A 15306-nucleotide genomic window follows, 5' to 3' on the forward strand; every position below is an offset into this window, starting at 1 on the left:
CAAACTTTATACCCATGTTAATTATTTTAAAATCAAAATGTACTCCTTAACTTAAACCCATCAAATCATCCACATCAACAAAAAAAAATTCAAACAAAAACCTTGTTAACACGCTAAAACAAAGGAGTTTTTATTGTTGAGCACAATTTTTAAAAAAATCAGAAAAAGCTAAAGTCATCAAATAAAAAAAACAGCGAACAACGAAAAAGCGAGACATTTCTGCCTCGCTTTTTTTATTAAAAAATATAATAAAATTATACTTTAATCTCCACTTCAACACCACTTGGCAATTCAAGTTTCATTAAAGCATCAATAGTTTTAGATGAAGATGAATAAATATCAATCAATCTCTTGTATGACATTACTTCAAATTGCTCTCTCGCTTTTTTGTTAACGTGCGGAGAACGTAACACAGTGAAAAGTTTTTTGTGAGTTGGCAACGGAATTGGACCTGTTACAACTGCTCCAGTAGTTTTTACTGTTTTTACGATCTTTTCAGCAGATTTATCTACCAACATGTGATCGTAAGATTTTAGTTTTATTCTGATTTTTTGACTCATTTTCTTAAGAATTAAGCGTTACCTTTTGCTTTTTTAATTACCGCTTCTGAAATATTAGAAGGCGTTTCTGCATAGTGAGAAAACTCCATTGTTGAAGTAGCTCTACCTGAAGACAATGTTCTTAATGTAGTAACATAACCAAACATTTCAGATAATGGCACATCAGCTTTGATAGTTTTAGCTCCATTTCTGTCACCCATATCATTAACCTGACCTCTACGACGGTTCAAGTCACCTACGATATCACCCATGTTTTCTTCTGGAGTAATAACTTCGATTTTCATGATTGGCTCCAAAATAACAGCACCAGCAGCGCGACCAGATTCTTTATAACCCATTCTTGCAGCTAACTCAAAAGATAATGCATCAGAATCCACAGGGTGGAAAGATCCATCAGTTAAAGTCACTTTTAAACTGTCTACAGCATATCCTGCTAAAGGACCAGTTTTCATAGCTTCTCTAAATCCTTTTTCAACAGCAGGGATATATTCTTTAGGAACGTTACCACCTTTTACAGCATTGATAAACTGTAATCCAACCGGAACTTTACCATCAACTTCATCAGCAGGCTCAATTGTAAATACGATATCACCGAATTTACCACGACCTCCAGATTGTTTCTTGTAAGTCTCTCTGTGTGTTGCAGATCTTGTAAACGCTTCTTTGTACTCAACCTGAGGCTCACCTTGGTTTACTTCAACTTTGAATTCACGTTTCATTCTATCAACCAAGATATCTAAGTGAAGCTCACCCATACCAGAGATAATAGTCTGACCTGAAGCCTCATCTGTTCTAACTGTAAATGTTGGATCCTCTTCAGCCAATTTAGCCAAAGCCATACCCATTTTATCTACGTCAGCTTTAGTTTTAGGCTCAATAGCGATACCAATTACAGGATCAGGAAATTTCATAGACTCCAAGATAATTGGATTCTTTTCATCACATAATGTATCTCCTGTTTTGATATCTTTAAATCCTACAGCAGCTCCAATATCTCCAGCCTCAATAAATTCGATTGGATTTTGTTTGTTTGCGTGCATTTGGTAAATACGAGAGATTCTCTCTTTGTTACCAGAACGAGTATTTAAAACATATGAACCAGCATCTAAACGTCCAGAGTATGCACGGAAGAAAGCTAAACGACCTACGAATGGGTCAGTAGCAATTTTAAATGCCAAAGCAGCAAACGGCTCTTTTACATCTGGCTTACGTAAGATTTTAGTTTGATCTTCTTCTAATAAATCAGCATCATCAGGATGAATTCCTTCAATACCTTCTTTATCTAAAGGAGATGGTAAATATTTACAAACTGCATCTAACATAAACTGAACTCCTTTGTTTTTGAAAGAAGAACCAGCAAGCATAGGAATGATTGCCATGTCGATTGTAGCAGCTCTTAAAGCGTTGTTAATCTCTTCTTCAGTAATAGAGTTCTCATCCTCCATATACTTATCTAAAAGATTCTCATCGTAAGTAGCAATTTCTTCAATCAGGATAGAACGATATTGTCTCACCTCGTCTATCATATCAGCAGGGATATCAACGATATCAAAAGTAGCTCCCTGAGTTTCGTCATGCCATACAATAGCCTGATTTTTAACTAAGTCAACGATACCTTTAAAATCAGCCTCATCACCAATAGGTAAAGTAATTGCAACCGCATTCGATTTCAACATATCTTTAACCTGCCCGCATACCCCTAAGAAGTTTGCACCCTGACGGTCCATTTTATTTACGAATCCCATACGAGGAACTCTATATTGATCTGCAAGTCTCCAGTTAGTTTCTGACTGTGGCTCAACACCATCAACAGCACTAAACAAGAAAACCAAACCATCAAGTACACGCAAAGAACGGTTTACCTCTACAGTAAAGTCAACGTGTCCAGGAGTATCAATAATATTAAAGTGGTATGGCAATGATTCTGGTAAAACTTTACCTTGCTCAGTTGGAAAATTCCAGGTACAAGTTGTAGCAGCAGACGTAATTGTAATACCTCTTTCCTGCTCTTGTGCCATCCAGTCCATTGTTGCAGCACCATCGTGCACCTCACCAATTTTGTGTGACTTTCCAGTATAAAAAAGAATACGCTCTGTTGTTGTTGTTTTACCAGCATCAATGTGAGCAGCAATTCCGATATTTCTTGTATATTTTAAATCTCTAGCCATTTCTTACGAATTAAAATCTAAAGTGAGAGAATGCTTTGTTAGCTTCTGCCATTTTGTGAGTATCCATTCTTTTCTTAACCGCAGCACCTTCTTCTTTAGCCGCAGCTAAACATTCTGACGCTAAACGTTGTGCCATAGATTTTTCATTTCTTCTTCTTGAATAAAGTATTAACCACTTCATTGCCATAGAAATTTTTCTATCCGGACGAATTTGCATTGGAATTTGGAATGTAGCTCCACCTACTCTACGACTACGTACTTCTACGTGAGGCATAACGTTTGTTAAAGCATCTTTCCAGATTTCTAATGAAGTTTTCTCATCATTTTGCTTTTTAGATTCGATGATATCAATTGCATCATAAAATACTTTGAAAGCTGTAGATTTCTTACCGTCCCACATTAAGTTGTTTACAAAACGCGTTACCAATTGGTCGTTAAACCTCGGATCTGGTAAAAGTGGTCTTTTCTTTGCCGCTCTTTTTCTCATGTCTTTTTCTTAAAAGTTTAAATTACTTTTTTGCTTCTTTTGGGCGTTTAGCACCGTACTTAGATCTTCTCTGCGTTCTTCCTGCAACACCTGACGTATCAAGCGCTCCACGAACGATATGATATCTAACACCTGGTAAATCTTTTACCCTTCCACCTCTAACTAATACTATCGAGTGCTCTTGTAAATTGTGTCCTTCTCCAGGGATGTAAGCATTCACTTCATTACCATTTGTCAAACGTACACGCGCTACTTTACGCATTGCAGAGTTTGGTTTTTTTGGTGTAGTAGTGTAAACACGCGTACAAACCCCTCTTCTTTGAGGACAAGAATCTAAAGCAACCGATTTACTCTTCTTAGTTATCTGAGTTCTTCCTGTTCTTACTAATTGTTGAATTGTTGGCATAATTAATACTAAAAATTATTATGTTTATTAAATTCCCGCTTTTTACGGGGTTGCAAATGTATAAAATATTTTTAAGTATACAAACGTTAAATCATTAATTTTCAACAACATTATTTATCTCTATGATTTCACAAAGAAACATTAGATATTTGCTTAACCTTTCGAACCACAAAATAATTGCCTTTGAAACTTTTATACTCCATACTTCTTCTAATTCTGACATCAAATTGTTTTGCTCAGTCATTCTATTTGAATATAAATGGAACTAACGAAGCTCAAAACCGGACGATTGACTCGATTTCGTACATTAAAAAACATCCTAATATAAAATTACTCAATAATGAAATTTCGACAACATTAAGTTTGCTGACAAAACAAGGATATATAGATTCTAAAATTATTGAAAATCGCAAGGTAAATGACAGTACATTTTATGTTTTATTTGATCTTAAAACCAAGATAAAAAAAATACATATATATATAGGTAAAAACAGAACTACCAGCAATTTATATAAAACAGTCAATGACACCCTGCTTTTACCTTATTCTGAACTTGAAAACTTTTTAAATCAGGAAATTTCAAAAAATGAAAAAGAAGGTTTCGCATTTACTAAAATAAAACTGGAGAATATCAGGAAAAAAAAATCGATAATCCATGCAGACCTTTATTCTGATTCTGAAAGTAAAAGAAGAAATCTTAATGCGATTATTATAAATTATGCAAATTCAAATTTGAATAATTATTTCCCTAAAGGCGCTATAAAACAATTAAATAAAAAGTATACCAATAAAATATTTAATCAGGAAACGGTTAAAAAGTTGCATGATGACATCAATAGTTTCGAATTTGTAACCCAAACCAAATATCCGGAAATCTTATTTACAAAAGACTCTACTAAAGTTTACACCTATATTGATAAGAGAAAAGCAAATACTTTTGATGGTTACATTGGCTTTTCTAATGATGATACCAAAAAATTAATCCTAAATGGATACCTTGACATCTCTTTAATAAACACACTTAGGGCTGGCGAAAAGTTTTCGCTCTACTGGAAAAGCGACGGAAATCAGCAAAAGACATTTAATACCAAACTCGAAATACCATATTTATTTAGATCTCCGATCGGAATAAAAGCGCAACTAAACATTTTTAAACAGGACAGCACCTTTCAAAATACCAAAACCGATATTAATCTTGGGTATTTTATTAATTACAATTCTAAACTATATATCGGATACCAAGCGACAGAATCCAGTGATATTCAAAACACAAACAGCAATAGCCTAAGTGATTTTGAAAATAGTTACTTCACAACAAACTACGAATACAAAAGACAAAATAATGAAAATCTTTTCCCTGCTAAAGCTTATATAAATTCGACTATTGGTTACGGAAAAAGGAGTACCCCTGATGAAGCCGGAACCGCAGGATTAAGCAAACAATTTTTTATCACATTAAATCTTGCTTACAACTTTGAACTAAATACTAATAATTACATTTACTTTAATTCACAAAATAACTGGCTGCAGAGCAAAAATTTCATTACAAATGAACTCTTTCGCTTTGGGGGACTAAATTCTATTAGAGGATTTTCAGAAAACAGCTTACAGGCAAATTTCAACAGTTTGCTTTTAACAGAATACAGATATTTACCAACAGGCAATTTCTATTTACATACCATTTTTGATTATGGTGTGTATCAGGACCAAACCTCAAATAATAAAAAAATAAGAAATTTACTATCTTTTGGTGTAGGATTAGGCTTACTTACAAATAGTGGTTTACTCAAAATACAAATTGCCAACGGCTCTGCAAATAAAGGGGAAATTAAATTTTATAACAGTATTTTAAATATTTGTTATAATGTTAATTTTTAACTTATGACAGAAATTTATTAAATAAAAAATAGGAATATTAACAAATTATTATGAGATTAGTAAGACTAATTCAAAATAATTGTTAATTATGAAACCAAAGTTTAACAAATTTCTAGTGCTTTTTATAGTACTAATCGCGCAACTAACCTTTGCGCAAGAACGAACAGTCTCGGGAATTGTTACAGACGATGCAGGCATGCCTTTACCGGGTGTAAGCGTTTTAGTTAAAGGCACAAAAAACAGTGCACAGACAGATTTTGATGGAAAATATTCTATCAAAGCTGCTCCCGGCCAAGTTTTGATATTTAGCTACATTGGAATGAGATCACAGGAAGTTGCTGCCAGTTCATCCCAGATTAATACCAAACTTTCCGGAGATACCATGCAACTTGAAGGAGTTGTAGTTACCGCATTGGGATTGTCCAGAGAAAAGAAATCTTTGGGATACGCCACTCAGGAAGTAAAAGGAGAAAATTTGGCAGCAGTTAAGAGTGATAACTTTGTAAACTCCATCTCTGGAAAAGTTTCAGGTGTACAAGTTAAAAGAACTACAAATTTTGGAGGTTCTACCAACATTGTAATTAGAGGAAATTCTTCGCTAACCGGAAATAATCAGGCTTTATTTGTTATTGATGGAGTTCCTGTCAGTAACAATAATTCTAATTCCCGAGATCAGGAACAGTCTGGAGCGGGTTATGATTACGGAAGTGCCGCTTCTGATATTAACCCTGAAGACATTGAATCTGTAAATGTACTAAAGGGATCAGCAGCCAGTGCATTATATGGTTCGAGAGCAGCAAATGGTGTTGTAGTAATTACAACTAAGAAAGGAAACAAAAAATCAAAAGGATACTCTATAACTGTAAATTCGGGAATAACTACAGGATCTGTTGATAAAAGTACTTTTATAAAATATCAAGATCAATATGGTGGAGGTTATGGCCCTTATTATGGACCAGACGAAGATTCTTACCTTGACAGAAAAGACATAAACGGTGACGGAGTCCTTGATTACGTTACACCATTAACAGAAGATGCATCCTATGGTGCCAGATTTGATCCTAATTTGTTAGTCTATCAATGGGATGCATTTTATCCCGAATCACCAAACTATTTGAAAGCTACACCCTGGATAGCAGCAAAAAAAGGCCCCATCACATTTTTTGAAAAACCAATAGCCTTAACAAATTCCATTTCGATAGATAAAGGACTCGAAAATGGATATCTAAGATTAGGAATAAACAATCTCGATCAGAAAGGTTTGTTACCCAATAGCTCTTTAAAAAGAAATACAATCACCTTAAATGCTTCGACTTTAATTAACGACAGATTAACTGTTGCCGGATACGGAAACTTTACAAGAACTAGCACCATTGGTAGAAATACCACGGGTTACAATGATAACATCGCTGGTAACTTTAGACAGTGGTGGCAAACAAATGTTGACATAAGCGGACTTAAACAAGCTTACGAATTAACAGGAAGAAATGTTTCATGGAATCCTAATTCCACAACAAATGCGACGCCAATTTTTTGGGACAATCCTTATTTTCAACGTTATGAAAATTATGAGTCTGACAGCAGAAACAGATTTATTGGAAATGTATCCTTAAACTACAAAATTGCAAGTTGGCTTGATGCATACGGAAGAATATCAGTAGATACATATGACGAACTTCAGGAAGAAAGAAGGGCCGTAGGAAGTGTACCATCTAATTTCGGTATAGGAACAGGCGGTGGTGATGGCAGTTTAAACAGAAGCCCAGCGCCATCTGGCTATTCCAGAAAAAATATTGGATTTAGCGAATACAACTATGACTTTATGCTAAATTACAACGTAGATTTAACCCAAAAACTTAATTTAAAAGGAGTTGCCGGGGTCAACATACGCAGAAGCTATTACAATTCTATATGGGCGGCGACAAATGGAGGCCTTGCCATTGCTGGTTTATATGCATTGCAAAATACAGCAGCCCCGATGCTGGCTCCAATTGAGAGAGATGAAGCTATCGGAGTTGACGGTATATATGCCAGCGCATCTTTTGGATACGATGATTACCTATTTTTGGAAGGAACTATAAGAAGAGATCACTCTTCTACCCTTCCAGAAGCCAACAGTTCCTATTACTATCCATCTGTATCAAGTAGTTTTGTATTTTCTAAATTCATAGAAGCTGAATGGCTTTCTTTTGGAAAAGTCAGACTGAATTATGCAGAGGTTGGTAACAGCCCCGGATTTGACAGAATCTTAGATACATATGCTGTAAATACAGCTTTTGGGGCCTCATCTGCATCTGCAAAAGACACAAAAAACAATCCGAACTTAAAACCGGAGCGCACAAAAAGTTATGAAGCCGGGCTAGAATTATCCTTTTTTAAAAAGAGATTAGGATTGGATCTTTCTTATTACAAATCTAATTCAATTGATCAGATCATTCCTTTGAGACTTACTTCTTCAACCGGATATTTATACGAACTTATTAATGCCGGTGAAATTGAAAATAAAGGTATCGAAGTATCATTAAACGGAACACCAATAAAGACAGCAAATTTTTCCTGGGATATTAATATCAACTGGGCAAGAAACAGAAATAAAGTACTTAATCTCTTAGATGGAATCGATAATTTACAATTGGGCTCATTTCAAGGAGGAGTTACAATAAATGCTGAAGTAGGAAAGCCATACGGTGTAATTTACGGAACTCAATATACTTATCTAAATGGTCAAAGGGTAGTTGACCCTGCTAATGGTCAATATATTAAAACTTCAACTTCAGATAATGTAATTGGAAATGCAAATCCGGAATATACGGGAGGAATAAATAACAAATTCACATACAAAAACTTCTCACTAGAATTCTTAATTGACATGCAAAAAGGCGGACAAATTTTTTCATTAGACCGTTACTATGGACTTGCAACAGGTGTTTATGCCGAAACTGCTTTTACAAACGAACTTGGAAACCCTGTTAGGGATCCTCTTACTTCGGGAAGCGACAGCGGAGGTTTTATTAATCCAGGTGTTAATCCTGACGGAAGTACTAATGTGACAAGAATAGAGGCAAGCCGATTTGGAGCTCAAGGATACAGAAGAGGATTGCCCGATGAAGCATTTGTATATGATGCAAGTTATATCAAATTAAGACAAACTTCAATTTCATACTCTTTAACTGAAAAAGTATTAAAAAACACTTTTATTAACGGAATGACTTTCAGTCTGGTAGGAACAAACCTTTGGATTATACATAAAAATCTGCCAGACGCAGATCCGGAATCAGGATTAGGTGCTGGTAATCTGCAAGGATATTCAACAGGGTCATTACCCTCTACCAGAGACATAAGTTTCAATGTAAAAATCCAATTCTAAAATAAGAAAATCATGAAAAATATATTTTTTATTCTAATCACAACACTCGTTCTGTTTTCTTGTTCGGATGATATAGAAAATTTAAACGAAAACGTAAAAGATCCGGCCACCGTACCTGGCGAAGCCTTATTTACAAGTGCACAGAAAAGTCTGGTAGACCAAATGATGAGCACGAATGTAAATGACAATATTTTTAGATTATTAAATCAATACTGGACAGAAACGGTTTATACAGATGAAAGCAATTACGACTTAGTAACCAGAACAATTCCCGAACAGCATTGGCAATATTTGTATAAAGATGTATTAAAGGATTTAGATCAAAGCGCAATAAACATCAACAACACACCCATTGCTGTTACAGATAATCCTTTAGACAAATCCAACAAGCTGGCAATAATAGAAGTACTTAACGTCTATACTTATGCCATTCTTGTCGAAACATTTGGAAACGTTCCTTATTCTCAAGCCCTTAACTTGCAATACAAGACACCAAAATATGATGATGGTTTGACAATTTATAAAGATTTAATCTCGCGATTGAATGCAGCGATTGCCAAACTTAATCCGGCTGGTGCAAGTTTTGGAGGCAACGATCGTATATATAATGGAGATGTATCTAAATGGATAAAATTTGCAAATACATTAAAATTAAGAATGGGAATTACAATTTCTGATATTCCCTCCGAAGCTGCATTAGCGCAAGCTACCGTAGCAAGTGCAGCTCCTCTAGTTTTTACTTCTAATCTGGATAATGCAGATTTAAAATATTTAACTGCAACACCAAATACTAATCCTTTATATGTAGATCTAGTTGCGAGCGGACGCTCTGATTTTGTTCCTGCCAATACTTTGGTGGATAAAATGAACGCACTAAATGATCCGCGAAGATCCAAATATTTCGACAACAATGTTGATGATCCAGCAACACCAGAAATTGAATACATAGGAGGTACAAATGGAGCAAGTAATTCCTTTTCTAATTATACTCATATTACACCTACAATTCAGGTTCCGGATTATCCTGGAACAATATTAGATTATGCTGAGGCAGAATTTTTGTTAGCCGAAGCAGCAGAAAGATCCTTATACGGCACACCATCTAACGCAGAAGCACATTACAATGCAGCTATTACTGCATCGATATTAGACTGGGGAGGGAGCCAGACGGAAGCTGAAACATATCTTGCAAAACCAGAAGTTGCTTACACCACTGCTGCTGGAAATTGGAAAGAAAAAATTGGATATCAAAGTTGGATTGCTTATTACAATAATCCATTTGAAGGATGGTCAACATATCGAAGATTAGACTATCCAATATTAGTTGCCCCGGCAGATGCTGTATCAGCAATTCCACAACGATATACATATCCCATTATAGAACAATCCTTAAACAAAAGTAGCTATACCGACGCAAGTCAGGCAATAGGTGGAGATAGTGTTGAAACCAAGTTATTTTGGGATAAATTTTAAAGTCTTCGCTTTTAAACATATCAAGCCACTCAATTTTGGGTGGCTTTTTCTGTATAAAAGTTATAAAAAAAGACATTTATATAGCATACCTAGTAAAATTTAACATTTATCTTAAAGACAATATATTTAATTATTATCAGAATTACGTCAATAAACTGCGAATAACAAATTTCAGGGCTTTAATTAACAATAAAAAAACAATATCCTATTATAAAATCATAATTTAACTAAAAAAAAAGCTTTTTATATTAGGAAAGTTAACAAATTATTAAGAGTTTTGCGATACTAATTCAAAATATTTAAAAATGAAACTAAAGTTCAATGGATTCCTAGTGCTTTTATTGGTACTAGTTGCGCAATTGTCTTTTGCGCAAGAAAGAGCTGTTTCTGGGACAGTTTCTGATAATGCAGGAATGCCTTTACCGGGTGTTAGTGTATTAGTTAAAGGAACTAAAACAGGAACACAAACTGACTTTGATGGAAAATTCTCGATCAAAGTATCACCAAGCCAAATTTTGGTATTTAGCTACATCGGGATGAAAACTCAGGAAGTAGCAGCAAGTTCTTCTACCGTAAATGTTAAATTAGCAGATGGCGGAGCACAAGAACTTGAAGGAGTTGTTGTTACAGCTTTTGGTATCAAAAGAGAGAAAAAATCTCTTGGATATGCTACTACAACTTTAAAAGCAGACGCGCTTACACAAGTAGTTAACACAAACCCATTTGAAACACTTTCTGGTAAAATCGCCGGGGTGGACATCACTGCTCCATCACAACCAGGAGCTGCCACTAAAGTTATCATCCGTGGTCTTAACTCTATCAACGGAGCAACAGGACCACTTTACGTTGTTGACGGTACTCCACTTAACAATACTAATACATCTTCGACATCTACTACTAGATCATATGATTCTGGAAATGGTATTAGTGACTTGGATCCTAACAACATTGAGAGCATGACAGTACTTAAAGGTGCTGCAGCATCTGCACTTTATGGTTCAAGAGCAGGTGGTGGTGTTATCATTATCACAACTAAAAAAGGAAAAGCAAACGCTGGAATCAAAGTTGATATGTTAGCTTCAACGGAACTAAGTGAAGTTGCAAGAGTTCCTCATTTACAAAATCAATTTGGACAAGGATGGAATGCTGCAGGATATTCAGGTTTAAACTCTTATAGTAATGAAAATGGGTCTTGGGGACCTGCATTCAATGGAGAAGTTAGACCGTGGGGAACTGTATACAACAACAGTCAACAAATCAAGCCTTATGTAGGACTAGAAGATAATGTTAGAGACTTTTACAATACAGGTATCTTATCTACGCAATCTGTAAGCCTTAGTGGTGGTGGTGATAATTCTGACTTCTCATTAGTTTTTTCTAATGTAAACAGTGATGGTGTTGTTCCAACTGAAGCAGATTTATATCAAAAACAATCCTTAGGATTTAATGGAGGATTAAAATCGAAAAGATTTACATTAAGAACCTCTCTTAACTATGTATACAAAAACCAAAGTGCTGTTAACACAGGACAAGGTGATGACGCTGGACAAGGTTCGACATTACAGCAAGATTTATTACAGATCCCTAGAGATATTAGTGTTGTTGATCTAAGAGATTACAAAAACAACATATTCAATACTCCAGACTATTACTTTACCCCTTACGCTGCTAACCCATATTTCTCAATCAATGAGAACAGCACAAAAATATATGGAAACAATATTTTTGGGAACGTAAACTTAAGTTATAAACTAACAGATAAAATTACTGCTACATGGCAGATCGGTGGAAACGTTAGACAAGAAAGGCTTAAAAGTTACGGAGCTATTGTAAATTATCTTCCTGGAACGCCGCAAGCAGTTGCTGCAGCTAATCCAGTTGTAGGTGGAGTTACTGAGTCAAGATCTGAATATAGCGAGTTCGATACATTCTTCAATCTTAATTACAACACAAATTTAAGCGAAGACTGGACATTGAATCTTTTAGGAGGTTTCAACTACAATAAAAGAGAGTCGGATCAATTAATCAACTCTGTTACAAACTTAGGAATTCCTAATTACTACGAACTTTCAAACTCGGCAGTTAGGCCTGTAATTACTCAAGCTAACTCATTAAGAAAAACTGGAGCAGTTTATGCATCAGCCGAATTTGCTTTCAAAAACAGATATTTTGCAACAATAACTGGTAGAGAAGACGTTACTTCTACACTACCAATAGGAAATAATGCATATTTCTACCCAGCATTATCGTTAGGAGCTATTGCCATTGATAATGGAAGTACTTTCTTAAAATTAAGAGGTGCTGCATCAAAAATTGCAAATGACACTCAAGCTTACGTAACCGAAGATTCTTATGTTTCTGGTTCTGCGGCGGCAAACTTTGGTATAATTGCATCGCCAATTGGAGGTGTAAGTTTTTACGAAGCTAATGGTAGACTTGGAAATCCAATTTTAAAACCAGAATCAACTGTAGAATTTGAGGTTGGAGCTGAAGGATCATTCTTTAAAAACAGAATCAGTTATGATATCGCGTTATATCACAAAACAACTTCTGACCTTATTGTAAACTTACCATTAGATCCTGCTACTGGTTACACTGGGAAATTTATTAATGCTGGAGATATCGTTAACAAAGGTATTGAGCTTTCAGTTACTGCTAGCCCAATCAAAAACCAAAACTTCTCTTGGACATTAACATACACATTCACTAAAAACATGAATGAGGTTACTGAATTAACAACTGGAGACTATGTTGATTTAACAAGTGCTTATGGCGTAACTTTCAGAGCAACTAAAGGTGATGCTATTGGTTCATTTTATGCTCAAGTTCCAAAAACTAATGCTGCCGGACAATACATTGTAAATGCATCAACTGGTATGTACGAAGTAAGTGACGATATCCAAAAAGTCGGAAGCGCTCAGCGTGATTTTGTAATGGGATTACAAAACACATTTAAATACAAAAACTTTAACTTAGGTCTTTCATTAGACTGGAAACAAGGAGGAGAATTTTATTCTTATACAAAAAGACTTTCTGCTTTCGTAGGTAATGGTATTGAAACTACTTACAATGACAGAAACCCATTCATCGTTCCTAACTCAGTTAATGAAAGCGTTGATACAAATGGAGTAGTAACTTACACAGAAAATACTACACCACTTGCCTGGGATAAAGTAACATCATTCTACAATACTTCAAATAATCCTGGTATAGAAGGTACACATGTAATTGATAAAACATTTGTTAGATTACGAGAAATCAACTTAAACTATGATTTCCCATCTTCTGTCAGTAAAAACATGGGATTGAACAAAATAACACTTGGTATCTACGGAAGAAACTTATTTATGTGGACTCCAGGAGAAAACCCATTTACAGATCCTGAAACTGGAACTTATGGTACAGGTGTAATCTCAGATTTTGGAGAATTTGCATCTAACCCATCACAAAGATCTGTGGGTGGAGTTTTAAAATTATCATTCTAAAATATATATAGAAAAATGAAAAAGATAACAACAATAATAGCAGCAATGTTTTTATTTGTGTCATGTGATGAAACATTTGACATCAATAGAGATCCAGATACGTTGCCATCTGGACAAGCTAACAGTACTATTTTACCTGCAGGTATTGCAGGTCTTATAGGCGCTCAAGGATCATACTACGCCCTTATCGGTGGATTCTGGTCTCAATTTTGGACACAAAATAATACTTCTAACCAATACAAAGACGTTGATCAATATAGTATTGGAACCAATGACTATCAGGCAGGTTATACAGCGATGTATGATGCATTAAATGATATTAGGGTAGTAAAAAGACAGGCCGAAGCTGAAGGAAACTGGAATTATTATTTAATAGCTACAGTTTTAGAAGTTGAAGGTTCTCAGGTGTTAACAGATTTGTACGATGCAGTTCCTTATGCTGAAGCAAACAATGCAAATATTCTACAGCCAAAATTTAATACAGGAAAAGAAGTTTACAATCTTATGATTGCTGATTTAAAATTAGCATTATCAAAAGACTTAAGCTCATCAGTTGGTACTGCACCAGCTAAAGATGACTTCCTTTTTGAAGGCAATATGACCAACTGGACAAAATTTGGCAATACTTTATTGTTAAAATTGCATATGAGACTTACTCAGGTGGATCCTGCTCTTGCTGAATCAGGTATCAAAGAATTAATTAATTCAGGTGCTCAATTTTTAGATACAGATGCAGGTATGAATGTAATTAACAAGACTCAATTTGTTGATGCAGCAGACAGAAGCAACCCATTATTCGAGACTGATAGAAGACAATTAAATTCAACTATCAACCTTAAAGCTAGTAAAACATTATTTACTTACCTTACAGCAAATGCAGATCCTCGTAAAGCTAAATACTATGAAGCTGGAAATGCAAATAATCAAGGTGATTTTGAAAACACTGCAACTGGTCTTGCAACTGTAATATTAAAATTTGATACGCCCGCATATTTTATTACTGCTGAAGAAAGCAACTTTTTACAAGCTGAAGCTTTAGTTAGATATTTTGGTGGCGCAGGTGCTAAAGCAAAATATGACGCTGCTGTTAAAGCAAACTTCGCGAAATATTCTAGTCCAACAGCTCCTATTGACGCTACTGCTCTTTTAGCTGCTGGCGGGGCGTATGAATTTCCAACAACTGGAACTGTTGACAAACAAATTGAAGCTATTATTACTCAAAAATGGATCGCAAGTTTCCCAGGAAATGGTTACGAATCATTCTTAGAGCAAAATAGAACTGGATATCCTAGAGAATCTGCTGTTGCACAAACTAGCGACTTATATATTCCTGGACAACTTGCAATATCTGTTGAAAATGTTACTTCAGGAGTATTCCCTAGAAGAATTATTTTACCAAATACAGCAAAAACTAGAAATCCAAACGCTCCTGCTTTAGCAAAAATTACTGACCGAGTTTGGTGGGATGTTAACTAATTAAAT

At 35.1% G+C, this 15306-nt stretch carries 9 protein-coding genes; 5 read left to right on the top strand and 4 right to left on the bottom strand.

The window, feature by feature from the left end:
- Positions 1-254 precede the first annotated feature (254 nt).
- The 4 genes from rpsJ to rpsL are packed head-to-tail and all read right to left on the bottom strand — an operon-like array spanning position 255 to position 3621.
- Positions 255-560 carry a 30S ribosomal protein S10 gene (gene rpsJ / locus ABEB31_RS17600; RefSeq protein WP_007803605.1) on the bottom strand — a complete coding sequence of 102 codons (306 nt, stop codon included), beginning with the start codon at positions 558-560 and terminating at the stop codon, positions 255-257.
- Positions 561-571: 11 nt separating this feature from the next.
- Positions 572-2728, bottom strand: a complete 2157-nt coding sequence (fusA, locus tag ABEB31_RS17605; RefSeq protein WP_347052962.1) for an elongation factor G — start codon at positions 2726-2728, stop codon at positions 572-574.
- Between the two features lie 10 nt (positions 2729-2738).
- The gene (gene rpsG, locus ABEB31_RS17610; protein WP_017495022.1) at positions 2739-3215 is read right to left on the bottom strand and encodes a 30S ribosomal protein S7; all 477 of its coding nucleotides are present in this window, start codon (positions 3213-3215) and stop codon (positions 2739-2741) included.
- A 22-nt stretch (positions 3216-3237) separates the two neighbouring features.
- Positions 3238-3621, bottom strand: a complete 384-nt coding sequence (gene rpsL, locus ABEB31_RS17615; protein ID WP_007136570.1) for a 30S ribosomal protein S12 — start codon at positions 3619-3621, stop codon at positions 3238-3240.
- A gap of 183 nt (positions 3622-3804) precedes the next feature.
- Between rpsL and ABEB31_RS17620 the strand changes: the two genes are divergently transcribed.
- The 5 genes from ABEB31_RS17620 to ABEB31_RS17640 all read left to right on the top strand — a co-directional run bounded on the left by ABEB31_RS17620 (position 3805) and on the right by ABEB31_RS17640 (position 15300).
- Positions 3805-5499 (top strand): BamA/TamA family outer membrane protein, encoded by a 1695-nt coding sequence (locus tag ABEB31_RS17620; RefSeq protein WP_347052963.1) that lies wholly within the window; start codon positions 3805-3807, stop codon positions 5497-5499.
- Between the two features lie 88 nt (positions 5500-5587).
- Positions 5588-8866, top strand: coding sequence for a SusC/RagA family TonB-linked outer membrane protein (locus ABEB31_RS17625; RefSeq protein WP_347052964.1), 3279 nt, complete (start codon positions 5588-5590; stop codon positions 8864-8866).
- A gap of 12 nt (positions 8867-8878) precedes the next feature.
- Positions 8879-10339 (top strand): SusD/RagB family nutrient-binding outer membrane lipoprotein, encoded by a 1461-nt coding sequence (locus tag ABEB31_RS17630; RefSeq protein WP_347052965.1) that lies wholly within the window; start codon positions 8879-8881, stop codon positions 10337-10339.
- Positions 10340-10680: 341 nt separating this feature from the next.
- Entirely contained in the window at positions 10681-13824 is a 3144-nt protein-coding gene (locus ABEB31_RS17635; RefSeq protein WP_347052966.1) for a SusC/RagA family TonB-linked outer membrane protein, read from the top strand.
- 15 nt (positions 13825-13839) lie between these two features.
- Positions 13840-15300 (top strand): SusD/RagB family nutrient-binding outer membrane lipoprotein, encoded by a 1461-nt coding sequence (locus ABEB31_RS17640; protein WP_347052967.1) that lies wholly within the window; start codon positions 13840-13842, stop codon positions 15298-15300.
- The last annotated feature ends 6 nt before the right edge of the window (positions 15301-15306 follow it).

Origin of the sequence: Flavobacterium olei (genome assembly GCF_039749035.1) — a bacterium.
In the GTDB taxonomy this organism is placed as follows: Bacteria; Bacteroidota; Bacteroidia; order Flavobacteriales; family Flavobacteriaceae; genus Flavobacterium; species Flavobacterium olei.

Bases quoted from the DNA above. Each gene is read 5' to 3' on its own strand.
- rpsJ (WP_007803605.1), bottom strand. From the start codon at position 560: ATGAGTCAAAAAATCAGAATAAAACTAAAATCTTACGATCACATGTTG.
- fusA (WP_347052962.1), bottom strand. From the start codon at position 2,728: ATGGCTAGAGATTTAAAATATACAAGAAATATCGGAATTGCTGCTCAC.
- rpsG (WP_017495022.1), bottom strand. From the start codon at position 3,215: ATGAGAAAAAGAGCGGCAAAGAAAAGACCACTTTTACCAGATCCGAGG.
- rpsL (WP_007136570.1), bottom strand. From the start codon at position 3,621: ATGCCAACAATTCAACAATTAGTAAGAACAGGAAGAACTCAGATAACT.
- ABEB31_RS17625 (WP_347052964.1), top strand. From the start codon at position 5,588: ATGAAACCAAAGTTTAACAAATTTCTAGTGCTTTTTATAGTACTAATC.
- ABEB31_RS17630 (WP_347052965.1), top strand. From the start codon at position 8,879: ATGAAAAATATATTTTTTATTCTAATCACAACACTCGTTCTGTTTTCT.
- ABEB31_RS17640 (WP_347052967.1), top strand. From the start codon at position 13,840: ATGAAAAAGATAACAACAATAATAGCAGCAATGTTTTTATTTGTGTCA.